We start from the raw sequence: 23605 nt of genomic DNA on the forward strand, positions 1-23605 counted from the left end.
GCGCGGGCGATCATGGGTGCAGTCCGTCGAGGCGGTCGCGCAGATGCCGCAAGGTGCGGATCATATACTTTTCCACCATGTTCTTGGACAGTCCCAGGCGTTCGGCGATTTCCGCCTGGGTCAGGCCTTCGATCTTCTGCCAGACGAACACTTTGCGGCAGTTGACCGGCAGCTCGGTGAGCGCCCGTTCGATGGAATCAGCCAACTGGATCGCATGCATGAAATGCTCCGGGTCGCCGGACGACGACGCACTGTGATCAACCGCCTCCGACTCCATGGCGCCCCGCCGGTCCTCACGCCGATAACCATCCACCGCGATGTTGCGCGCGGTCTGGTGCAAATACGCCCGGGGTTGCTCCACCGCCGACGAATCGGACTCAAGCACCCGCACGAAGGTGTCGTGGGCCAGGTCCTCAGCCTGCTGACGATTTCTCAGGCGACGGGTCCAGGTGCCAACCAACTCTTCGTAATGCTCGAAAAAGCCGTGTCTGCGGGGCAACTTGGGGGTCATTGCGGTGTGCTGTGGAGACGGGGCGTGAATAGTAATGCTTCCTATTAAGGGGAAGCAATGGATTCCACATCGGCAGGGTCGCCGTTAGTCAGTCGAGCCAACGGCCCCCGCTGCAGGGGCCGTTGTAAACGTCTTCCGAGCTGGAGCGGCAGGCTGGGCGGTTGAATCAGTTGGTGGGGAGTTTTCAAATCTAAAAGGCGTTAACACATTTGTGGCGAGGGAGCTTGCTCCCGCTGGGTTGCGCAGCAGCCCCAAGATTTTCGCAATGCATGCAAATCTTGTGAGTGCTGCGCACTCAAGCGGGAGCAAGCTCCCTCGCCACAGGGGCCCGGTGTTACTTCGGCACTTCGACGTTATCCATCATCCGGTTCACCGCCAGTTCCGCCTGCATGATGATCTGCTGGATTCCCAGCGCCGTATGCCGATGCGGTCCTTCCAGGTAGGCCGCGAAATCGGCGGTCATGACGCTGGCCGAGGCCAGTGATTCGCAGGTGTGTGCCAGCAGGTCTTCGTCTTTGATGTCCGGTGCGATCATGAACATGGTGCTCGGTTTGCGAATGACCGGGATTTTGAGGGCGGCGGGGTTGAGGTAATGGTCGAGGGCGCGTTCGGCGGCATCGTGGAGTTTTTTGGAATCGAGTGATTCGTAGGGGGATGCCGGATCAGTGTCTGGCGGGTTTGGAGTAACTTTGCACATATTCACACCTTCCTGATTGGGCAGCCACGCCTCGCTACTAATACGAGGGGTGGCGGCTGTACGCAGGTTAGTAGACCGGGGAAAAGTGCGAAAGCCGGCGCGCCCGAGGGCGCCCTGCGCACAGCCACCATCAGGTACAGGCATGGAAATACCTGTCTGACAGACGCTTGTGCACACTTTCTCAAACCTCGGGCTACTAAACCCGATCACTGGGAATCAGTGACGGGGATCAAGTTACCGAGGGCGTCCAAAGCGCACAAGCCGGCGGATTCTGGCGTAGTCGTAGGTAATGGCGCAAGGCGCTGTAGCTTTCAGGAAGTAACCTTAAACGTCTTTAAACATGTACTCCGAAAAAGCAGCAGACTCGCTCACACAATTGATCGAATTGTCCGGACGAACGCTGTTACCGGTGATGTCACCAGAAGCAGTAAGCCAGCGCCACACCAGCGGCAATACCAAAAGCTCCCAACGCCTTCGCCGGCAAGAATCCGGGAAATCGCTGCAAGGACGTGTCCGCCAGCACGGCGTGGTCGTAGCGTTGGCGCATGATTGCCCGGTAGACGTATCGAAAGCCGATCAACAAAAACAGCAAGATCGCGCCCAAGGCTAACCCGCGAGTGATTGCCGGCTTGATCAAAGGCGCAGGGGCATCTTCCAGGCAAGCGGCGCTGTCAACTTCCACGACCGTGATTCGCCCGTAGTCCGTGGCAGGCCGATGTTCGCCTCTAAGGATCGACGCCTGTTGCTCCAGATCGAGCGCCTGATATTTCCAGAGCGTCGATGATCCTTCACGACAGTAAGTGAACGCTGCAGGGTTGGAGGCGGCAACAATACACGCGTCGTCGATGCCGAGTTTTTTCAGGGTCTCGACAGCCGGTCTTGTGAAGTCCAGTTCGAGGACAGGAATAATTCCGGTGGCAGGCGCCGCAGTCGAAACCAACAGGCTCCCGGTAGCGCAGAGGGCTGAGATTTTCAAGGTTGAATGCCCCTTGTTTCGCAATATTTTTGTTGTTTGAGCGAGGCTGCAACCTGCCTGCCTACGTCTGGAATTCTAGTTGAACCTCGACGAGCTGCGACCCATCGACCCTCAATATTGACCGAAAAAAACAAACGTCAGATCCGTAGCGGTTCGAGGATTCGCCTCAGTCACTCATCCCGTCCTCAATCGCACGCCCACAGGGATCAGATCTGGCGGTTGGATCAGTGCTTGCGCAGCCACTCGATAAACAGTGCAAACAACTCCGACTGTGAACCGATCTCCAACTTCAGATAAAGATTCTTGCGGTGCATGCGCACCGTCTCCGGCGAGATGCTCATCTGGCTGGCCGTAGATTTCACGGAATGCCCGCGCAGCACCATGTGCGCCACTTCGCGCTCGCGCTCGGTCAGCAAGTCGCAGCCAAAGTTTTCGAAGGCCGACTGCACGCGTTGCTTGAGATCGTCACGCAAGCCCTCATTGACGGCGCTGTGCTGCAAGCCCCGGCGTCCAAATTCGCTGATGAATTCGCGCACCAGCGGCTCGACCGCCCGCAATAGATTCAGTTGCTCAACCCGCAGCCCTTCCCCGCCAAAACCTTGAAACAGGCTCACCGACACCTGGGTGTCATGGCCGGTATCGACAATGTAAAAACTGTCTTCCGAACTCCCGGCCTTCAAGTAGTAAGTCTTGTAGTACTCACTGTCGAAGAAGTTGTCCGGGGCAATGTCCTCCAGGTGATAAAACCCTTCGGCCAGCCCCTGCTCCACCGCCAGGCAAAAAGGGTCGAGCAGGTAGCCCCCGGAAAAATAGCGGTCGATGATCGACTCCCGGTATTTTTCCGGAATGCCGCGCTGATACAACAGCTGCGGCGGGCGGTCCTTGTGTTCCAGGCTGATCATCACCGATTCGATGGCCACCAGATGCCCGAAGGCCGACGCCAGGAAGTGCAGCGCGTCGGGTTCATCGATATGGGCGAATGCCTGGCGCATTTCGCCGTGCCATTTATGCAAGGCGCCGAAAGGCAATGCGATCAACGTGTCGTCGTTTGGTTTGCTCATGCCCCGCAGTCTAGCGGGTGAGCCGACACCTGGTAACCGCGGAGTCGACGAACTCATTGGCCGAAATACTGGCCGTTCTGCTCAAGCTCTCCCGCCACTTCAAGAATGCACACCCGCAGGATCTCGACGATTTCATCCACCTGCGCGCAGGACAGGATCAGCGGCGGCGACATGACATTGAGGTGCATGATCGGCCGCACCAGCAACCCTCGGGCCTGCGCCCTGGAATGAATCATTTCGCCAATGTTGATCTCGTCGGCGAACAACGCCTTGGTGCGTTTATCGGCGACGAATTCCACGCAGGCCATGAACTTCTGGCAGCGCACATCGCCTACCAGCGGCAAGTCGCTGAGTGTCGCCAGACGCTGTTCCAGATACTCGCCGACGACGTCGACATGCTCCAGCAGGTTTTCCCGCTCGATGATTTCAATGTTCTTCAACGCCGCCGTGCAGCAGACCGGGTGGCCGCTGTAAGTGAAGCCATGAGTGAAGCAGCGACCTTTGCCGGGCTCGGCGATGACTTTCCAGATCCGCTCGGAAAAAATGCAGGCGCCCAATGGCAAGTAAGCCGAAGTCAGCCCCTTGGCGGTGGTGATGATGTCCGGCTGAACATCGAACAGATCATACGAGGCGAAGAACTTGCCGAGACGCCCGAACGAGGTCACCACTTCATCGGCGACAAACAGAATGTCGTAGCGCTGGCAGACTTCCCACATGCGTTTCAGGTAACCCTTGGGCGGAATGATCACGCCGCCGGAGCCCATGATCGGCTCGGCAAAAAAGCCCGCGACCTTGTCCGCGCCAATGGAGAGAATCTTGTCTTCGAACTCCTTGATCAGGAACTCGAGAAACTGCGCATCGTCCATGCCCTCCGGCGCCCGGTAAGGATTGGGATTGGAGACGTGGTGAATCTTGTCATTGGCGTAATCGAATTCCGGCACGCGGTCGGCGGCCTTGTTGCCGATCGACATCGTCAGGGTGGTGGAGCCGTGATACGCGTTGAAACGGGCGATGACGTGCTTCTTTTCCGGTTTGCCGCGGCAGTTCTGATAGTACTGAATCAACCGGTACGCGGTGTCCACGGCGGTAGAGCCGCCGGTGGTCAGGAATACGTGATCGAGATCGCCGGGAGCGAGGCTGGCGAGTTTCTCGCACAACTGGATGGCGACGTTGTTGGACATGTCGGAAAACGGGTTCGAGTACGCCAATTGACGGACCTGATCGGCAATCGCCAGTGCCATTTCTTCACGGCCCAAACCGATGTTCGTACACCACATGCCGCCGACCGCATCCAGAAAGCGGTTGCCCTGGGTGTCGTAAATATAAGCGCCATCACCGGCCACAATGTTCAGCGCGCCCTGTTCGGCGTGCTCGTCGAACATGTGATAGCCGTGCATGTAGTGCGCTTTGTCGGCTTTGACCAGTTGCGCATTATCAACGTTGGACACAACTTTCTTGATTGGAGTCGCCATACAAAAAACCTCAAACCGAACAATTAAACAATCAGATCCCGCTCTTTACCGTGCTCCAGACCCGGGTCATGGCGCGCATCTCTTTCGCGTCCTGCGTCTTTTGCGGAAACAACCGCTGGCGCGTTTCGTCATCGGGATAAATCGCCGGGTTGTTGCGCACATCGGCGTGCACCAACGGCGTGGCCGCCGCGTTGCTGTTGGCGTAATGAATGAAGTCCGTCACGTCGGCCATGACTTGTGGCTGCATCAAGTAATCGAGGAACTTGTGCGCGTTGGCCACATGGGGCGCATCGGCGGGGATGTACAGGTTGTCGAACCAGATCAGCGAGCCTTCCTTGGGAATGAAATAGGCCAGCTTGATCTTCAACTTGGCCTCTTCGGCGCGGGCCATGGCAGTTGCGTAGTCGCCCGACCAGGTCATGGCCATGCACACATCGCCATTGGGCAGGCTGGTCAGGTAATTGACCGAGTCGAACTTACGGATGTAAGGCCTGATGGACAACAGCAACGCTTGCGCCGCTTCCAAATCGGCCGGCGCGGCGCTTCTCGGGTCGCGTCCCAGGTACTTCAGCGCCAGCGGAATGACTTCAGTGGGCGCATCGACCAGGGTCACGCCGCAATCGGCGAAGCGCGAGACGATTTTCGGATCGAAGATCATCGCCAGCGAACCAATTGGCGCGTCGGGCATACGCTCCTTGATCTTGTCGACGTTATAAGTAATGCCGTTACTGCCCCAGGTGTAAGGCGCGGAGTACAGCGTGCCGGCATCAAAGCCCTGCAAGTCCTGCAAGACTTTCGGGTCAAGGTTGGTCCAGCCCGGCAACAACTTTTTATCGAGCGGCTGGAACACTTTGGCCTTGATCAGCGGCGGTGCAAGAGAAGCGTTCAACACCACCAGGTCATAGCCGGAGTGACCGGTGAGCAACTTGGCCTGCACCGTTTCATAGGCATCAAACGTGTCGTAAATCACGCGGATGCCGGTGGCTTTCTGAAAGTCGGCAATGGTTTTTTCGCCGATGTAATCCGCCCAGTTGTACAGCCGCAACGTGTTGTTATCGTCCACTTCGGCGCCGCGGACGGCTACCGACAGCGGCACAAGTAACGCACCAAGCATCACCAAGAAGGCCTTGCGCATAGCAAATTCACCTTATCAAGCGAGTTCCGATCTGGATGAGCGGATGAATCCACTATTGGTCGATTCAGCCGACCGCGCCATACCCCGAATGGGTGTGTGAGCCTTGCGATGACCCGACATGGCAAAAAGCAGCAGTTTCGTTGACCTGTTTTGTCATAGATCCAGCGCCGGTCCCGCGCTTAGAGTGCCCTGCATAGAGATCACCCAGGGCACGTACATGAACGACCTGATCAAACAAGAACGACACGAAGGCGTCCTGACGCTGACCTTTGACCGCCCCGACAAACTCAACGCGCTGAACAACAGTATGTACACGCAGCTGGGCGACCTGTTGCTGGCAGCGGACGAAGACGCCGACATTGGCGTGATCATCCTCACGGGTGGAGCCTCGTGCTTTACCAGCGGTAATGACCTGGCGGATTTTCTCCAGCATCCGCCGACCGATCTGGACAGCCCGGCGTTTCGCCTGATGCGCGTGATCATCCACCTGCAAAAACCGTTGATCGCCGCCGTGTGCGGAGCAGCCATCGGGATCGGCACCACCCTGCTGCTGCATTGCGATCAGGTGCTGGTCACGCGCAATGCCCGGTTACGCACGCCGTTCGTGAACCTGGGCCTGTGCCCGGAGTTCGGCGCGAGCTTGCTGCTGCCACGCCTGCTCGGTCATGCCCGGGCGACGCGTCTGCTGTTGTGGGGCGACAGCCTGGACGGTGCCGCCGCCGTCGCGTGCGGATTGGCCAACGAACTGTTCGACGACGGGCAACAGTGCCTGGCGGCCGCCGAACACATGGCTCGTCGACTGCTGGCGCTGCCCCAGGAATCCCTGCGTCAGTCCCGGCAATTACTCAAACAGACCTCGATGCCGGAACTGCAAGCCACCATTCGCCAAGAGAACTTGCTGTTCATCAAGCGCCTGCAAACCCCGGAAGCGCAGGCGGCGTTGAACGCACTCCTTAATCGCACCATTGAAAAGAACCCATCGACAGGAACGCCTTCATGAACACCCCAGACGTATTTGTAGTTAGCGCCGCACGCACCGCCATCGGCTCCTTTGGCGGCTCGCTCAAAGATGTCCCGCTGGCCGATCTGGCGACCACGGCCGTCAAGGCCGCCCTGGAACGCTCCGGCGTGGACCCGGCGCAAATCGGCCATCTGGTGATGGGCAACGTGATCCCGACCGAAACCCGCGATGCGTACATCTCCCGGGTCGCCGCGATGAACGCAGGCATCCCGAAGGAAACCCCCGCCTACAACGTCAACCGCCTGTGCGGTTCCGGCCTGCAAGCCATTATCAGCGCGGCCCAGACCTTGATGCTGGGCGACGCCGAGATTGCGATCGGCGCCGGTGCCGAGTCCATGAGCCGCGGCCCGTACCTGATGCCGTCCGCTCGTTGGGGTGCACGCATGGGCAATGTCCAGGCCATCGACTACATGCTGGGTATCCTGCATGACCCGTTCCACGGCATCCACATGGGCATCACCGCCGAGAACATCGCCCAGCGCAATGGCATCACCCGCGACATGCAAGACGCCCTCGCCCTGGAAGATCAAAAGCGCGCCGCGTTCGCCATCGCCAATGGCTACTTCAGCGAGCAGATCGCTGCGGTGGAAATCCGTGGTCGCAAGGAAACGACGCTGTTCAGCATCGACGAACACCCGCGCGCCACCTCCCTGGAACAACTCGCGCAGATGAAGCCAGCGTTCAAGAGCGACGGTTCGGTCACGGCCGGCAATGCCTCGGGCCTGAACGACGGCGCCGCTGCATTGGTCATGGCAACAGGCAACGCGGTTCAGGCTAACAACCTGCGTCCGCTCGCCCGCCTGGTCAGCTATGCCCATGCCGGTGTCGAGCCGGAACTGATGGGCCTGGGACCGATTCCCGCCACGCGCCTGGCACTCAAACGCGCAGGCTTGACCGTGGCGGATATGGACGTGATCGAAGCCAACATCGCCTTCGCCGCGCAGGCCTGCGCAGTCAGCCAGGAACTGGACCTCGACCCGGCCAAGGTCAACCCGAACGGCTCGGGTATTTCCCTCGGTCACCCGGTGGGCGCTACCGGGGCGATGATTGCCACCAAAGCCATCCACGAACTGCAGCGCATCAACGGGCGATATGCGTTGGTGACCATGTGCATTGGTGGTGGTCAGGGGATTGCGGCGATTTTTGAGCGGGTTTAAACGTCAGTGCGACGGTGATTGAACGTCGCAGACTCCAGGTTGCAGGGCAACCCTGCAACCTCAGGCCGGTTGGTATGCACTCTGATTTTTTATCAGGGTAAATGCGTCTGTTCGGTGCTGCTGTAGGTGTTGCTCGCATTGCTTAAAAAATTGGTGTCCTTGCGGTTACCGCCGACCACCTGACGACCGGATGCACAAATCATTTGCCACTAAATATTACCTACGTCATATTACATTCGTAATAAAGACTCGATTCCCATAGGTATTCATTCAAATGACCAGCATGCCCAGCCTCGAATCCGACGTTGCTGTCCCGGTGAGCACACCCAAGCCTCCCCTGCTCAAACGGTTGATCCTGCTGACGGCGGCCATTGCTGCTCTGGTGTTTGCCGGGTTGTACGCGACGCACTGGTGGACAGCCGGCCGTTTTATCGAAGAAACCGACGATGCCTATATCGGCGGTGACGTGACGGTGATCGGGCCGAAAGTCGCGGGGTACATCGAAGAAGTGCTGGTCACCGACAACCAGAAGGTCAAGGCCGGCGATGTGCTGATCCGACTCGACTCGCGTGACTACCGCGCCAACCTGGCCAAGGCCGAAGGTGCGGTGGCTGCCGAAGAAGCCTTGCTTGCCAACCTCGACGCCACCGAACAACTGCAACACGCGGTGATCGGCCAGGCCCGCGCCGGCATCGATGCCGCTGGCGCCGAAACCGAGCGCTCACGGGACGACAATGCGCGCTACAAAAAATTGGTCGGCAGCAATGCCGTTTCGGTGGAAAGCGCCCAGCGTGCCGATGCGACGTTCAAAACGGCTCAGGCGTTCAGTTCGCGGGCTCAGGCCGAGCTGCTGGCGGCGCAACGTCAGCTGAACGTGATCGCCACGCAAAAACAGCAAGCCCGCGCCGCGCTGATGCAGGCCCACGCCGAACGTGATCTGGCGCAATTGAACGTGAGTTACACCGAACTGAAGGCGCCGGTGGACGGTGTGATCGGCAATCGCCGGGCACGAACCGGAGCCTACGCACAGGCCGGTTCGCAACTGCTATCGGTGGTGCCTTCCAGTGGATTATGGGTCGATGCCAACTTCAAGGAAGATCAACTGGCGCGCATGATTCCGGGTCAACGGGTGGTCATTCATGCCGACGTGCTGTCCGGGCAGGTATTCCATGGTCACCTGGGCAGCTTGGCGCCGGCCAGTGGCTCGCAGTTCAGCGTGCTGCCACCGGAAAACGCCACCGGCAACTTCACCAAAATCGTTCAGCGTGTGCCGGTGAGAATCATCCTTGATCCCGCCGATGGCGTACTCGGTCACTTGCGTCCGGGCCTGTCGGTGACCGCCGAAGTGGACACCCGCAAAGACCCCGAATCCCCGGCCGTGGCCAGCGCGCCATGAGTCGCGCCCTCGCCGCCCCTGCGCAACCGTTCAATGCTGCCAGCATGACGACGGCGACCAAAGTCTTCGCCTTCGCCACCATGTGCATCGGCATGTTCATTGCGCTGCTGGACATCCAGATCGTCTCCGCCTCGTTGCGTGACATCGGCGGTGGACTCTCGGCCGGCACCGATGAAACGGCATGGGTGCAAACCAGTTACCTGATCGCCGAGATCATCGTGATCCCGTTATCCGGCTGGTTGTCGCGGGTGTTCTCGACGCGCTGGCTGTTTTGCGCTTCAGCGGTGGGCTTCACCTTGGCCAGCCTGCTCTGCGGTGCGGCCTGGAACATCCAGAGCATGATCGCCTTCCGTGCCCTGCAAGGCTTTCTCGGTGGTTCGATGATCCCGCTGGTGTTCACCACCGCGTTCTTTTTCTTCACCGGCAAACAACGGGTGATCGCGGCGGCAACCATCGGCGCGGTGGCCTCATTGGCACCGACTCTGGGGCCGGTGATTGGAGGCTGGATCACCGACATTTCGTCCTGGCACTGGCTGTTTTACATCAACCTGGTGCCGGGGATTTTCGTCGCGGTGGCGGTGCCGATGCTGGTGAAAATCGACCAGCCGGAACTGTCGCTGCTCAAAGGCGCCGACTACTTGAGCATGGTGTTCATGGCGCTGTTTCTCGGCTGCCTGGAATACACCCTCGAAGAAGGCCCGCGCTGGAACTGGTTCAGCGACAGCACGATTCTGACCACAGCGTGGATCAGCGGCCTCGCCGGCCTGGCCTTCATCGGCCGAACCTTGCACGTGGCCAACCCGATCGTCGATTTGCGCGCCTTGAAGGATCGCAACTTCGCCCTCGGCTGTTTCTTTTCATTCGTCACCGGGATTGGCCTGTTCGCCACGATTTACCTGACGCCGCTGTTCCTCGGCCGGGTGCGCGGCTACAGCGCGCTGGACATTGGTCTGGCGGTTTTCTCCACCGGGGTGTTCCAGATCATGGCGATTCCGCTGTACGCCTTTCTGGCCAATCGCATCGACTTGCGCTGGATCATGATGACCGGCCTTGGGCTGTTCGCGCTGTCGATGTGGGATTTCAGCCCGATCACCCATGACTGGGGGGCTAAAGAATTGATGCTGCCGCAAGCCTTGCGCGGGATTGCCCAGCAACTGGCGGTGCCGCCAGCGGTGACATTGACCCTCGGCGGACTGGCGCCGGCGCGGCTCAAACATGCTTCGGGATTGTTCAACCTGATGCGGAACCTGGGAGGCGCCATCGGCATCGCCGCGTGTGCGACCATTCTCAACGACCGCACCAACCTGCACTTCACTCGGTTGGCAGAACACCTGAACAGCACCAACGAAGCGCTGAACCAATGGCTGTCCCAGGTCGGCAACAACTTCGCGACCCTCGGCCAGAGCGGTGACGCCGGCGTCACCGCCAGCCTGCATCAACTGTGGCTGCTGACCTACCGCGAAGCCCAGACCCAGACCTACGGTGACGCGTTTCTGATGATCATGGTCTGCTTCATCATTGCCACGGCAATGGTGCCCTTGATGCGCAAGGTGCAACCACCGGCCGCGCCGTCAGCGGATGCTCACTGATCAGGCTTGAGGCATTTTGCGGAACCCCACCGCCAGACGATTCCAGGCGTTGATCGTGGTAATGGCCACGGTCAGGTCGACCAGTTCCTTCGGGCTGAATTCGGACGCTGCCAGTTCGTAGTCCTCATCCGGGGCGTGGGTCTGGCTCAGCAGGGTCAAGGATTCAGTCCACGCCAGCGCCGCACGTTCACGTGGGGTGAAGAACGGCGTTTCACGCCACGCCGACAGCGTGTACAGACGGCGCTGGTCTTCACCGCCCTTGATGGCATCGGCGCTGTGCATATCCAGGCAGAAGGCGCAGCCGTTGATTTGCGAGGTGCGCAGCTTGACCAGTTCGATCAGGGTCTTTTCCAGCGGCAGCTTCGAAACAGCGCCTTCCAGCGCGATCATGGCTTTGAGGGCGTCTGGGGAAGCGGTGTAGAAATCGAGACGAGGTTTCATGGTGGACTCCAATAGCAAATGGGGGGTGGAGCTACGTTATTCCTGACGACGCCGCCGACAAATAGCCAATATTTCAGAAGTCGAGGAGGCCATTGGCAGGGCCGATCAAAAAGACAATTGCCAGCGCTCGTTGAACACCGCCAGAATGCGATCAATTCTTAGTTGCACTCAGGTCAGGATGCCCGCAACAACGGCGACCGCGCGGTCGGCGTGCCGCGCTTTCAGCTCAACGTCGGGGCGGACTGGGACGTGTCTGGGATCGAAGGCGCAGCGTTCAGTGCGCGGATGTTGCGCACGGGTGGGCAGTATTTGAATGCCGCCAACACCCAAAGCATTCCGGCGTGGAATCGTTTTGATGTGGGTTCGCGGTATGCCTTTACGCTCGATGACAAGGAAATCACCTTGCGCGCCAATCTGGAGAACGTGGCGAACAAGGCTTATTGGGCGTCGGCCAATGATGGGTGTTTGACCCAAGGGACGCCGCGGACGTTGAAGGTGTCGGCGACGCTGGATTTCTGATCGGAATACTGTGGGGAGTCCGCCATCGCCATCGCTATCGCGAGCAGGCTCGCTCCCACATTGGACCGAGTTTCTTCAGGGGAACCACAATCCCTGTGGGAGCGAGCCTGCTCGCGAACCGCGCAGCGGCCATCCACCCGAAATCGCTAAGCCCGACTCCGCAACCAGCGCAAAAACCCTTTCTTCTCCACCACTTTCGGCACTTCCTGGGTCAACGACTGCGCCTTGTGCAAGCGGAAATCCAGCAACGCCTTCATCGCTTCGCTGATGTCATGCCGCGCATCCAGGCACGGTTTTAGGTAGTCCTTCTCGATCCGATACAAGCTGCAGGGCGTCTTCGCGGTGAACTCTGCCGGCAGTGCGGTATCGGACAGAATCCCGCCCTCGCCGATCACCTCGCCCGGGCCCATGCGCCCGGATTCAAACTTGACCCCGCCACGGCTCAACTGCACCGAGACCACACCCGATTCGATGATGAACAGGTGATCGCTGACCTCCCCTGCCGGCATGATCATGTCACCCGCACGGAAGGTTTGCAGCGTCATGTTCTGGCTGAAGGTTTCTTTCTCTTCCTGACGCAGTGTCGAGAATATGTTCGAGCTGTCCAGCAACGCCCGTGGCCGTGACAGGCCGGCAGGTGCGTTGGATTCGACGTTCGACAACAGGCTGACGCCGGATGCCTGCAAGTGCCGGTACGCGAGGTCGAACAGCAGATTGCGGACCATGCGTTTCTGATCCATCGAGACCACGAAACCGCTGATTTCGTACTCCACGCCACTGGCATTGGAGCCTTTCAACGCCACACTTGGCGCCGGTTTGTTCAGCAGATAACGGCAACCCTGCATCGCCCGCTCCAGCGCGTCGAGCACCGTTTGCGGGCGCGCGTGCGGGCTCAGTTGCAGGCTGATCGAAACGCCGAACATATCGCTGGGGCGGCTGAAATTGATGATCTTGGCCTTGGCCGCCAGCGAGTTGGGGATCACCGCCATGCTGCCTTGGGAGGTTTGCAGGCGCGTGGCCCGCCAGTCAATATCGGTGACCCGGCCTTCAGTGCCGTCGATGGAGATCCAGTCATCCAGTTGGTAGGGTTTGGTGGTGTTGAGGACGATCCCGGAAAACACGTCGCTGAGGGTGCTTTGCAAGGCCAGGCCGACGATGATCGCCAACGCACCCGAGGTGGCGAGCACGCCTTTGACCGGCAATTCGAGCACGTAGGCCAGAGCGGCAATGACCGCGATCAGGAAGATCACCGCACCAAGCAGATCCTGCAACAACCGCCCGGTGTGCCCGACCCGCTGCATCATCAGCGCACCGATCAGCACCGTCAATGTGCGCGCGGCGAACAGCCACCAGCCAATCTGCAACCCCGTGGCCGCCAGGTGCAGCGGCACGTTATCGACCCAGGGTGCCGGCTCCAGCGGGTTCATGCCTTCGTTGAACAGCAGGACGCTGAACAACGCAAAAATCACCAGCCGTACGACCAATTTCCAGTTGCTGCCATTGGCACTGATCAAGCGCCACAATCCGAGATCGATCAGGACCAGGACCAGCGCGCTGATCAAGGGGTGATTGGTAAGCAGTGACAGCATCAAGCAACTCCAGCGAAGGCCAATGGCGCGAAGATCTCACATATTGGGCACATTGTAGGAGTGTTTGGTGCAAAACCAATGTAGGAGCGAGCCTGCTCGCTCCTGCCGGGTTTTGTCAGTACAACACTTGCTCAGTCGCTCATCTCGCCAAACCGGCCGGACTGGAAATCAGCAAAGGCCTGATGAATCTCTTGCTCGCTGTTCATCACGAACGGGCCGTGACCAACAATCGGTTCGTCGATCGGCTCACCGCTGAGCAGCAACACCACGGCATCGTCATTGGCTTCCAGGCTGAGCTGATGGCCATCGCGTTCGAACAATGCCAACTGCCCTTCGCGCACCAGCTCCAGACCGTTGACCTCAACCGTGCCGCGCAGCACCACGACCGCGGTGTTGCGACCTTCATGCAGATCGAGGGTCAACAACTTGCCGCCGTTGAGGTGCAGGTCCCAGACATCGATGGGCGTAAACGTGCGCGCTGGACCGGTATGACCCTCAAACTCGCCAGCGATCAGGCGCAGGCTGCCGGCCTGGTCCTTGAGCGGGAGGCTCGGGATGTCGCCATCGAGAATCGTCTGGTAACCGGCATCGGCCATTTTGTCCCGGGCCGGCAGGTTGACCCACAGCTGCACCATTTCCAGGGTGCCGCCGCGCTTGGCGAAGCCTTCGGAATGGAATTCCTCATGAAGGATCCCCGAGGCCGCTGTCATCCATTGCACATCGCCGGGGCCAATCTTGCCGCCGCTGCCGGTGGAGTCGCGGTGCTCCACTTCGCCCTTGTAAACGATCGTCACGGTTTCGAAGCCGCGATGTGGATGCTGCCCCACACCACGACGTTCGGTGGTCGGGGTGAATTCGGCAGGGCCTGCGTGATCGAGCAGCAAGAACGGGCTGATGTGTTTACCCAGGTTGTCGTAGGAAAACAGCGTACGAACCGGAAAACCGTCGCCGACCCAGTGGGTCCGCGAGCTGGTGTAAATCCCGATGATATTTTTCATCCTGTCTCCAAATTCGTGGTTTGACGCGATGGACACAGCTTAAAACCGAACCCAATGATGCACTAGACCGCAAAAATCAACCTCAGCGTCCTATCTGGAGAACAATGGTGAAGGTTTCCTCATTGCTTAAGGAGACGACACACGGGGCTGGCGGAGTTTTTATTTCGGACATAATATTGATAAAAATTACAACCATAATATCCGCTCCCGCCTGAGGACCTCATCATGCAAAGCCCCAACCGCGACGCCACCCTCGCCCAATGGATCGCCCAGGAACAGGCCATACGCTCGCGTCTTGCCGGACCGGGCAGCCTGTCGATGGCCGAGGTCAGTGCGCTGTCGCCCGCCGAGTTTTTCGAGGGTATCGGCGACGGTGCACTGCCTTCACCGCCCATCGGCGCCTTGATGGATTTCATCCCCATCGAATGGTCGGCCGGGCTGTTCATTTTCCAGGGCACGCCGGATTCGCGGCATTACAACCCGCTGGGCAGCGTGCATGGCGGCTATGCGGCGACCTTGCTGGATTCATGCATGGGCTGCGCGATTCATACGCAACTGAAGAAGGGCCAGGGGTATACGACGCTGGATTTGCGCATCAGTTATGTCCGCGCATTGACCGGCACCAGCGGACCGGTTCGGGCCGAGGGCAAAATCGTGCATCTGGGTCGTTCCACTGCGCTGGCCGAGGGGCGGATTTATGATGTGGACGGGCGACTGTATGCGACCGGGTCGACCACTTGCATGATTCTTGAGGCTCGGGGGTAAGTTCCGAGACCGAGTCGGGGCCTTCGCGGGCAAACCTCGCTCCTACAAACGCAACGCCGCCCCCTGTAGGAGCGAGGCTTGCCCGCGAAGACGGCAGACCAGACACCCTCAATCCCCCAGGCTGCCCCACGATTCATGACTTGCGGTAAACAGTGCTTTGCCCATCCAGCGGTTTTTCCCAGGGAGGCACGCGGGGATACTCCTGCCCATTCCCACTGCAACCCCTGGAGTCATTGATGTCTATTCCCGCATTCGGTCTCGGAACCTTTCGCTTGCAAGGCCAGGTGGTCATCGATTCGGTGAGCACCGGCCTGGAGCTGGGCTACCGGGTGATCGACACCGCACAAATCTATGAAAACGAAGCCGAGGTCGGCGAAGCCATCGCCGCCAGCGGCATCGCCCGTGAAGAGCTGTTCATCACCAGCAAAATCTGGGTCGCCAATTTCGCCAAGGACCGGCTGATCGACAGCCTCCAAGAGAGCCTGCGCAAACTGCAGACCGACTACCTGGACCTGACGCTGATCCACTGGCCGTCCCCGGAAGATCAAGTGCCGGTCGAAGAATTCATGGGCGCCTTACTCGAAGCTAAACGCCAGGGCCTGACCCGGCAGATCGGTGTGTCCAACTTCACCATCGACCTGATGCAACAGGCGATTGCGGCGGTCGGTGCCGAGCACATCGCGACCAACCAGATCGAACTGCACCCGTACCTGCAAAACCGCAAGGTCGTTGAGTTTGCTCAGCGTCAGGGCATCCAGATCACGTCCTACATGACCCTGGCCTACGGCGAAGTGTTGAAAGACCCGGTCATCCAGCAAATCGCCGATCGACTGCGGGCAACCCCGGCCCAAGTCACGCTGGCCTGGGCCATGCAACTGGGCTACGCGGTCATCCCCTCTTCCACCAAACGCGCCAACCTGCAAAGCAATCTGCAAGCCTGCGCCCTGCAGTTGAGCGAAGCCGACATGGCGTTGATCGCCAGCCTGGAGCGCGGCCATCGTTTGACCAGCCCCAAAGGCATCGCGCCGCACTGGGATTAAGCGTCAGTCCTGCTCAAGCCTCTGTTCGAGACTGCGCATGGCGTCCTGCAATTGATCGACGGCTTCGTCGATCAATGTCGCGCGACCTTCGGCGCAGGCACTTTCCAGCACCATGCAACACTCGATCAACCGTTGAGCCCGAACCATGCGCGCACTGCCCTTGATGCGATGCGCCAGCTCTCGCAGACCGGGGAGATTGTTGTCGGCATGTGCCTGAAGCAGGTTTTTACGGTCATCTCGATTAGTCAGTGCCAGTTCGCGCAGCAATTTATTAATCAACGTCCGGTCTTCACCGACGTATTTTTCCAGCTCGCTCAAGTCCATCTCGGACGATGAAGATTGTTCGCTCGTCATCTCTGAAAACCAGTCGGCCAACCAGCTACTCAGATCCGCCAGCCGAATCGGTTTGAACAGGCAATCGTCCATGCCCGCTTCCAGACACCGGACCTTTTCCTCAGACTGCGCATTGGCGGTAAAACCCAGAATCAGCGTCGGCGGCAAACCTTGCGCACACTCTTCATCGCGTATCGCACCGGTCAATTCATAACCGCTGAGCCTCGGCATATTGCTGTCAGTGATGACCAGGTCAAACTCGTGTGCACGCCACAGTTCCAGCCCTTGCTCGCCATCCTCGGCCTCCATCACGCGGTGCCCCAAGTAGCTCAGCTGACTTGAGAGCAACAGGCGATTGGCCGAGTGATCGTCGACCACCAGAACAGTCAGGGACCGCGTGGGGACCTGCACCAGCGCCCTGTTCGCCGATTCATCGGCGGGCAGCGGCTGCAACGCGATCAGCGACAGGCTGATCTCGACTTTCGAGCCCTGCCCGAGGACGCTGCGCAGCTCCAGGTGGCCACCCATCATTTCACACAACGTGCGGCTGATCACCAGTCCCAACCCGGCCCCCTTGCGAGCGGATTGCTGGCTGTTGCCGCCCTGAACGAACGGACTGAACAACAGCTTCTGATCAGCTGCGCTGATGCCAATGCCGGTGTCTTCAATGCGCACATTGACCACCAGATGCCCCGACAATCCGGGCACCACACTCAACGTCAAACTCACCTCCCCTTCACGGGTGAACTTGGTCGCGTTGCTCAACAGGTTGGACAGCACCTGCTTGAAGCGCGTGGGGTCGATCAACACGTCGCGATCGCTGCGCGCGTCCATTTCGACACGCCATTCCAGGTTTTTCTGCCGTGCCAACCCTTCGAAAACCCGGCAGACCGACTCCACCAATGCCCGCAGATTGGCGCGTTCAGGTGTCAGGGATAAATGCCCGGACTCGATGCGGGCGATGTCGAGGATATCGCCGATCAACCCCAATAACTGTTGCGCGGCCGCTGACGCGACTTCAAGGGCCGTACGGTCTGCCACGCCCTCTTCTGCCCGCTTCCAGGCCATTTCCAGAAACCCGATCAGGGCATTCATCGGTGTACGGATTTCATGACTCATGGTTGCCAAAAACGTGGTTTTGGCCCGGTTAGCATCGTCCGCTGCGTCTTTGGCATCCTGCAATTGCTGCAGCCACTGCTGGCGCTGGCGAATCTGCCGACGCTGCCAGGCAATCCAGCCCAAGGCCAGCAGCAACAAGACCCCGGCCGCGGCAAACGCCTGCAAAATGCCTTGGCGATGACGCAGCCAATAGCTGTCATCCACGACGACATCGTTGCTCCAGCGGGCGACCAGATCGTCCATCTCCTCGGGCGAAATGCTCAGCAACGCCTTGTTTAAAATCGAGTTCAACACCGATTCATCACGGCCGGTTGCCATAGCGATGCGCGCCGGCTCATCGCCCACGGTGCTGCTGATGCGCAAACGGCCCTGGTAATACCGGGCAATCAGGTAACGGGTAATGAACAATGAACTGAGCGCGAAATCGGCCTGTTCCTGTGCCACCAGTTCCAGACCCTGGGCCGGGTTTTGTACGTCCACCATCTGCACATCGGGTGCCTGTTTCTGAATGAACGCACGCATCGGGTGACGGGGATAAATCGCCAGACGTTTACCGGCCAGATCGTCCAGCGTCTTCGGGTTACCGGAGGTAGTCGCACTGACCAGCATGTACGGATTGATCAAATAGGACCGGGTAAAGTGCAGTCCGCCAACGCCTTCGGTCGTGGGGATGATGGCGGGCAAGACATCGATCTCGCCGGCCTTGAGGCGCTGGATCTGCTGGTCCAGGGTCTGGCCTCGCAACACGTCGAAGTTCAAACCGCTGCGCTGGCTGATCAGCTTCAGCAATTGCGCCGTCAACCCACTGAATCGTCCCTCGGTATCGTAGAACGTCAACGGCGCAAAGTCCCCGACGACACCCACCTTCACCATTGGATGCTGATCCAGCCAGCGCTGTTCACTCTCGCTCAGACTCACGCGTTGCTGCCCCGCCACTTTGGCCCTGCCGGCGCTCCAGCGCTGCTCGATAACCGTGCGCTGATCCATGGGGATCGCCGCCAGCGCCTTGTCGATGAGGTCCTTCAGCGCCAGGTTGTCCCGAGCCAGCGCGAAGCCGAACGGGTTAGCGTCGAGGCCCGACGGCCCCATCAGCTGAACGTCATTGAGGTAGTTATTGTTGATCAGGTAATTGGCGCTGAAGATGTCTACGAGAGAGACGTCAACCTGCCCATACGCCACCGCCCCGAGCGCATCGAGCGTCGACGGATAACGCTGCAGGCTGGCCTCGGGATAGAACGATTCAACGGTCTGCGCCGGCAGGTAATCTTCGGCCATGGCAATCCGTTTACCCGCCAGATCCACGGGCATGTGCTCGTCCAGTCGGGTGACCAGCATCGGCTGATCATCAGCATAAGCACTGGACAGGATCAGCTCGGGGTCGGCCAGTTCAAAGTTGTTCGAAGTCCCCAGCACATCCAGCTCGCCGAATTTAAGCGCCTCCATGGCCGCTTCACGGGTGACATAACGCAGCACCTCGATCTGCACGTTGAGCATCTGCGCAATGAGCATGGCGTAATCAGCGGTGATACCTTCCAGCTCGTTGTGATTGCGCGTCACCTCGAACGGCGGGTAGTCCGGCCCGCTCACCCCAAGGCGCAAGACGCGTTTGTTGCGCAGCCATTGGCGGTCCTGTTCATCCAGACTGACCTCGTAGCCCTCCACTGTGGAACGCCCCAGCACCTGCAAGCGCTCAGGCTCGCCGGCGATGGCCGGCGCTGGCGGCACGAGGCACACCATGAGGATAAGCAGCCATACACGCACGGGCGGGCGCACTCAGATCAGGTGATTGCGTATGGCGAAATCCCGCAGGTGCACCGCCGCCATAACCCCCAGTTTTATGATCAAACGCGTTTTGTAGGTGCTGACGGTTTTGTGGCTCAGGTTCATGGCTTCGGCGATCGCCTTGTTGGAGAGGCCTCGGGCGAGGTATTGCAAGATGGTCAACTCACGGTTGGACAGTGAATCGATCAACTTTTTTTCGCTGTGTTGCAGCGGGTTCATCGGTCTGGAAAGCAACTGCGTGAAATAGGTATAACCCGCCCTCAACGCTTGCACGGCCTTGTGCAATTGATCCAGGCTGTTGGTTTTCGAGACGTACGCCAAGGCACCACCGCGCATGCAACGCTCCTGGAAAAACAGCGGATCGAGCGAGGTGAAAACCAGCACCACACATTTCCAGTCGCTCGCCCTGATTCGCTCAAGCAAATCCAGCCCGTTGCCGCCGGGCATCACCAGGTCCAGGATCAGCAGATCGACGGGATGCTCCCGCAGTATCGTCAACGCTTCCCCAACGCTTGCCGCCTCATGAATCTGCTTGAAACCCTCCCGTTCAAGAACAAGCTTGAGTGCGGCGCGGACCACCGGATGATCGTCGACAATCAGCACTGATTTCATGACAACTCCCTGTGCAAAGACTCAACGAATGTTCGCCGGAAAACGCCGGGGCAGACGCAACGGCTGCGCCAAGACTGTTGCATGGGGGAAAGGCAGATTCTACCTGTAAGAAATGACAGTTCCGACGAACGGTGCGCCGCCATCACCCGGCATACCGCTGATAAAACTCCGGCGATGGGTCAATGATCGTCATCAACTGCTGAATGCACGCCAGATCAGGCAGCACATCGTGACTCACCCGAATTTTCTGTTGCCCGCAGGCCGGAATCGGCGGCAACTGCGCCTGTTGCCCGTCGAAAATCAGCGCGTGGCAAACCTGCCGGTTATCGAGAAAGTACCCGAGCAGATCCAGCTCGCCTGCCCCCAGCGCGGCGTTGACGACCACCAGGTCAAACGGCTCGCAACCGTACTCGACCAGGGTCAGCATTGACGCAAGGTCGTGCACCGGTGCCACCCGGTAATAATCGAGTTGGTTGAATAGCCGCTCGATGATCATCCGGTGAAAGTGCTGCTCGTCGGCGATCAGGATGCGCAAGGCTTTATTCGGCATCGTAGCCTCATGTGTGAATAGCTGATTTTTGAAGCGGCGAGGCTACGGGAGGCGCACAGATGTTTCTGTAGGACTTTTCTGAAATAGCCGCAGCCTCCGACAATCACTGCCAACCGAACCGCCGAATGTAAAAGCCCTTCACTGCCTGGGTCAGCACCATGTACGCCAGCAGAATCACCGGCAGGAACACGAAATACAGCGACGGCAGCGCCTGCAATTTGAAGTAGTGCGCCAATGGCCCCATCGGCAGGAAAATCCCCACGGCCATGATGATCCCGGTCATGACCATCAACGGCATCGCCGCGCGGCTTTGCAGGAACGGGATTTTCGGGGTGCGGATCATGTGCACGATCAACGTCTGGGTCAGCAACCCGACCACGAACCAGCCAGACTGGAACAGCGTTTGGTGGTCCGGGGTATTGGCGTCGAACACGTACCACATCAGGGCAAACGTGGTGATGTCGAAAATCGAACTGATCGGGCCGAAAAACAGCATGAAGCGCCCGACATCCGCCGGCTGCCAGCGCTGCGGTTGCTTGAGCATTTCGTCATCGACGTGATCGAACGGGATGGCGATCTGTGAAATGTCGTACAGCAGGTTCTGCACCAGCAGGTGCATCGGCAGCATCGGCAAGAACGGAATGAACGCGCTCGCCACCAGCACAGAGAACACGTTGCCGAAGTTCGAGCTGGCCGTCATCTTGATGTACTTGAGCATGTTGGCGAAGGTGCGGCGCCCTTCCAGCACGCCCTCCTCCAGCACCATCAGGCTCTTTTCCAGGAGGATGATGTCGGCCGCTTCCTTGGCGATGTCCACGGCGCTGTCCACCGAAATGCCGATGTCGGCAGTACGCAGCGCCGGCGCATCGTTGATGCCGTCGCCCATGAAACCGACCACGTGGCCGTTGCCCTTGAGCAGACGCACGATGCGGTCCTTGTGCGACGGCGTCAGTTTGGCAAAGACATTGGTGGTCTCGACCGCCACTGCCAATTGGGCGTCGCTCATGCGCTCGATGTCGTTGCCCATCAGCAGGCCTTGTTGCTCCAGGCCGACTTCGCGGCAGATCTTCGCCGTCACCAGTTCGTTGTCACCGGTGAGCACTTTCACCGCGACGCCGTGAGCGGCCAGCGCCTTCAGGGCCGGGGCGGTGCTTTCTTTCGGTGGATCGAGGAACGCCACATAGCCGATCAGCGTCAGCGCCTGTTCATCCGCCAGGTTGTACGTGTCGCGGCCTTCGATCATGGGACGCGCGGCGACCGCGACCACCCGCAAGCCTTCAGCGTTGAAGGCAGCAGTGACCTGGCGAATCCGCGCCAGCAGTTCCTCGCTCAGGGCTTCATCGACAACGCCGTGACGTACCCGCGTGCACACCGCCAGCACTTCCTCCACCGCGCCTTTGCAGATCAGCAGAGGCGGCTGATCGCGCTCGGCGACCACCACCGACATGCGCCGGCGAGTGAAGTCGAACGGAATTTCATCGACCTTGCGAAACGCCGTGCCGACCTTCAATTCACGGTGGATTTCCACGTGTTCGAGCACCGCCACGTCCAGCAGGTTTTTCAGGCCGGTCTGGTAGTAGCTGTTGAGGTAGGCCATTTCCAGCACGTCGTCGGAGTCGTTGCCCCAGACGTCGACGTTACGGGCGAGGAAGATTTTGTCCTGGGTCAGGGTGCCGGTCTTGTCGGTGCACAGCACGTCCATGGCACCGAAGTTCTGGATCGCGTCGAGGCGTTTGACGATGACTTTTTTACGCGACAGGAACACCGCGCCCTTGGCCAGGGTCGAGGTGACGATCATCGGCAGCATTTCCGGGGTCAGGCCCACGGCAATCGACAGCGCGAACAGCAGCGCTTCGGTCCAGTCGCCCTTGGTGAAACCGTTGATGAACAGCACCAGCGGCGCCATGACGAACATGAAGCGGATCAACAGCCAGCTGATTTTGTTGACCCCGGTCTGGAACGAGGTCGGCGCACGATCGGTGGCGCCGACCCGCTGGGCCAGGGCGCCGAAATAGGTATTGTTGCCGGTGGTGAGAATCACCGCCATCGCCGTACCGGACACCACGTTGGTGCCCATGAACAGGATGTTGTCGAGGTCCAGCGGATTGCCGCTGTCGCGGTCCTGCTGGCGCGGGAATTTTTCCACCGGCATCGATTCGCCGGTCATCGCCGCCTGGCTGACGAACAGGTCCTTGGCGCTGAGCACCCGGCAATCAGCGGGGATCATGTCACCGGCCGAGAGCACGATCAGATCGCCCGGCACCAATTGCTTGATCGCCAGCTCGGTACGCGGCGCTTCCCGGCGCAGCACCGTGGCGGTATTGCTGACCATGGCCTTGAGGGCGTCCGCGGCCTGGTTGGATTTGCTCTCCTGCCAGAAGCGCAACAAGGTCGAAAGCACCACCATCGAGAAAATCACGATGGCGGCTTTCATGTCCTCGGTCAGCAAGGAGATCACCGCGAGCAAGGTCAGCAGCAGGTTGAACGGGTTTTTGTAGCAGTGCCACAGGTGAGTCCACCACGGCAGTGGCTGTTCGTGCTCGACTTCGTTGAGGCCGAATTGCCCGCGCAGGGTGTCGGCTTCCTGTTCACTCAAGCCGTCGGTGTGGCTGCCGAGTTTTTTCAGCAAGGCGCCGGTGTCGCTGTTAGCTGCGGTGACCAGGGTTTGCGCCAGCGTTGGCGGTACTTCACGGCTGACCGTGGTGTCGGTGAAGCTTTCCAGCAGCGCCAGTCGGCGAAAGTGCCGGCCGATGTGACGGGTGCGCAGGAATCCGGCGAAGAATTCCTTGAGCAGGGTAAGGTTCATGGCGTTGCCCCCAGGGTCAGCCGGGAGACCTTCGAG

The 23605-nt window shown here is 59.6% G+C and carries 19 protein-coding genes and 1 pseudogene; 7 read left to right on the forward strand and 13 right to left on the reverse strand.

What is annotated here, in order from left to right:
• Positions 1 to 10: 10 nt before the first annotated feature.
• From ACA053_RS19340 to ACA053_RS19365, 6 genes are all read right to left on the reverse strand, one after another.
• On the reverse strand, positions 11 to 511 hold the full coding sequence (locus ACA053_RS19340) for a sigma-70 family RNA polymerase sigma factor (RefSeq protein ID WP_109633302.1): 501 nt from the start codon (positions 509 to 511) through the stop codon (positions 11 to 13).
• 334 nt (positions 512 to 845) lie between these two features.
• Entirely contained in the window at positions 846 to 1208 is a 363-nt protein-coding gene (locus ACA053_RS19345; RefSeq protein ID WP_497393421.1) for a DUF6124 family protein, read from the reverse strand.
• A gap of 415 nt (positions 1209 to 1623) precedes the next feature.
• Positions 1624 to 2184: a hypothetical protein gene (locus ACA053_RS19350; protein ID WP_497393422.1), complete on the reverse strand. Its 561-nt coding sequence runs from the start codon at positions 2182 to 2184 to the stop codon at positions 1624 to 1626.
• Positions 2185 to 2408: 224 nt separating this feature from the next.
• Complete coding sequence (locus ACA053_RS19355; RefSeq protein WP_497393423.1) at positions 2409 to 3245, reverse strand: helix-turn-helix transcriptional regulator; 837 nt, start codon at positions 3243 to 3245, stop codon at positions 2409 to 2411.
• Positions 3246 to 3298: 53 nt separating this feature from the next.
• The gene (locus ACA053_RS19360; protein ID WP_497393424.1) at positions 3299 to 4717 is read right to left on the reverse strand and encodes an aminotransferase; all 1419 of its coding nucleotides are present in this window, start codon (positions 4715 to 4717) and stop codon (positions 3299 to 3301) included.
• Positions 4718 to 4748: 31 nt separating this feature from the next.
• Positions 4749 to 5852, reverse strand: a complete 1104-nt coding sequence (locus ACA053_RS19365; protein ID WP_497393425.1) for a polyamine ABC transporter substrate-binding protein — start codon at positions 5850 to 5852, stop codon at positions 4749 to 4751.
• A gap of 217 nt (positions 5853 to 6069) precedes the next feature.
• Here ACA053_RS19365 and ACA053_RS19370 point away from each other — a divergent pair, with 217 nt between their 5' ends.
• The 4 genes from ACA053_RS19370 (at position 6070) to ACA053_RS19385 (ending at position 11015) form a co-directional block, all read left to right on the forward strand.
• A complete protein-coding gene (locus ACA053_RS19370) occupies positions 6070 to 6852 on the forward strand; it encodes an enoyl-CoA hydratase (protein ID WP_497393427.1) in 783 nt (260 codons plus the stop codon).
• On the forward strand, positions 6849 to 8030 hold the full coding sequence (locus ACA053_RS19375) for an acetyl-CoA C-acyltransferase family protein (protein ID WP_497393429.1): 1182 nt from the start codon (positions 6849 to 6851) through the stop codon (positions 8028 to 8030). Before ACA053_RS19370 ends, ACA053_RS19375 begins: the two co-directional genes overlap by 4 nt.
• A 274-nt stretch (positions 8031 to 8304) precedes the next feature.
• The gene (locus tag ACA053_RS19380; RefSeq protein ID WP_497393430.1) at positions 8305 to 9426 is read left to right on the forward strand and encodes an HlyD family secretion protein; all 1122 of its coding nucleotides are present in this window, start codon (positions 8305 to 8307) and stop codon (positions 9424 to 9426) included.
• Entirely contained in the window at positions 9423 to 11015 is a 1593-nt protein-coding gene (locus tag ACA053_RS19385; RefSeq protein WP_497393431.1) for a DHA2 family efflux MFS transporter permease subunit, read from the forward strand. Before ACA053_RS19380 ends, ACA053_RS19385 begins: the two co-directional genes overlap by 4 nt.
• Here the strand turns inward: ACA053_RS19385 and ACA053_RS19390 are convergent, their stop codons facing one another.
• Entirely contained in the window at positions 11016 to 11456 is a 441-nt protein-coding gene (locus tag ACA053_RS19390) for a carboxymuconolactone decarboxylase family protein (RefSeq protein ID WP_497312596.1), read from the reverse strand.
• 186 nt (positions 11457 to 11642) lie between these two features.
• On the opposite strand from ACA053_RS19390, the pseudogene ACA053_RS19395 reads away from it, so the two are divergent.
• A pseudogene (locus tag ACA053_RS19395) lies at positions 11643 to 11975 on the forward strand (TonB-dependent receptor domain-containing protein); the annotation flags it as partial.
• 146 nt (positions 11976 to 12121) lie between these two features.
• Here the strand turns inward: ACA053_RS19395 and ACA053_RS19400 are convergent.
• Both ACA053_RS19400 and ACA053_RS19405 read right to left on the reverse strand, forming a co-directional pair.
• Positions 12122 to 13564: a mechanosensitive ion channel domain-containing protein gene (locus tag ACA053_RS19400; protein WP_497393432.1), complete on the reverse strand. Its 1443-nt coding sequence runs from the start codon at positions 13562 to 13564 to the stop codon at positions 12122 to 12124.
• Between the two features lie 131 nt (positions 13565 to 13695).
• Positions 13696 to 14562 carry a pirin family protein gene (locus tag ACA053_RS19405; protein ID WP_497393433.1) on the reverse strand — a complete coding sequence of 289 codons (867 nt, stop codon included), beginning with the start codon at positions 14560 to 14562 and terminating at the stop codon, positions 13696 to 13698.
• A 225-nt stretch (positions 14563 to 14787) separates the two neighbouring features.
• Here ACA053_RS19405 and ACA053_RS19410 point away from each other — a divergent pair, with 225 nt between their 5' ends.
• Positions 14788 to 15327, forward strand: a complete 540-nt coding sequence (locus tag ACA053_RS19410; RefSeq protein ID WP_497393434.1) for a PaaI family thioesterase — start codon at positions 14788 to 14790, stop codon at positions 15325 to 15327.
• A gap of 236 nt (positions 15328 to 15563) precedes the next feature.
• The gene (gene dkgB / locus ACA053_RS19415; RefSeq protein WP_109633387.1) at positions 15564 to 16367 is read left to right on the forward strand and encodes a 2,5-didehydrogluconate reductase DkgB; all 804 of its coding nucleotides are present in this window, start codon (positions 15564 to 15566) and stop codon (positions 16365 to 16367) included.
• A gap of 3 nt (positions 16368 to 16370) precedes the next feature.
• Here the strand turns inward: dkgB and ACA053_RS19420 are convergent, their stop codons facing one another.
• The 4 genes from ACA053_RS19420 to mgtA all read right to left on the reverse strand — a co-directional run bounded on the left by ACA053_RS19420 (position 16371) and on the right by mgtA (position 23569).
• Positions 16371 to 19556: a transporter substrate-binding domain-containing protein gene (locus ACA053_RS19420; RefSeq protein ID WP_497396208.1), complete on the reverse strand. Its 3186-nt coding sequence runs from the start codon at positions 19554 to 19556 to the stop codon at positions 16371 to 16373.
• A 36-nt stretch (positions 19557 to 19592) separates the two neighbouring features.
• Positions 19593 to 20213 (reverse strand): response regulator, encoded by a 621-nt coding sequence (locus ACA053_RS19425; RefSeq protein ID WP_497393435.1) that lies wholly within the window; start codon positions 20211 to 20213, stop codon positions 19593 to 19595.
• A gap of 142 nt (positions 20214 to 20355) precedes the next feature.
• Complete coding sequence (locus ACA053_RS19430; RefSeq protein WP_497393436.1) at positions 20356 to 20763, reverse strand: response regulator; 408 nt, start codon at positions 20761 to 20763, stop codon at positions 20356 to 20358.
• A gap of 103 nt (positions 20764 to 20866) precedes the next feature.
• A complete protein-coding gene (gene mgtA, locus ACA053_RS19435) occupies positions 20867 to 23569 on the reverse strand; it encodes a magnesium-translocating P-type ATPase (protein ID WP_497393437.1) in 2703 nt (900 codons plus the stop codon).
• Positions 23570 to 23605: the final 36 nt, after the last annotated feature.

Source organism: Pseudomonas sp. LBUM1672 (assembly GCF_059695655.1).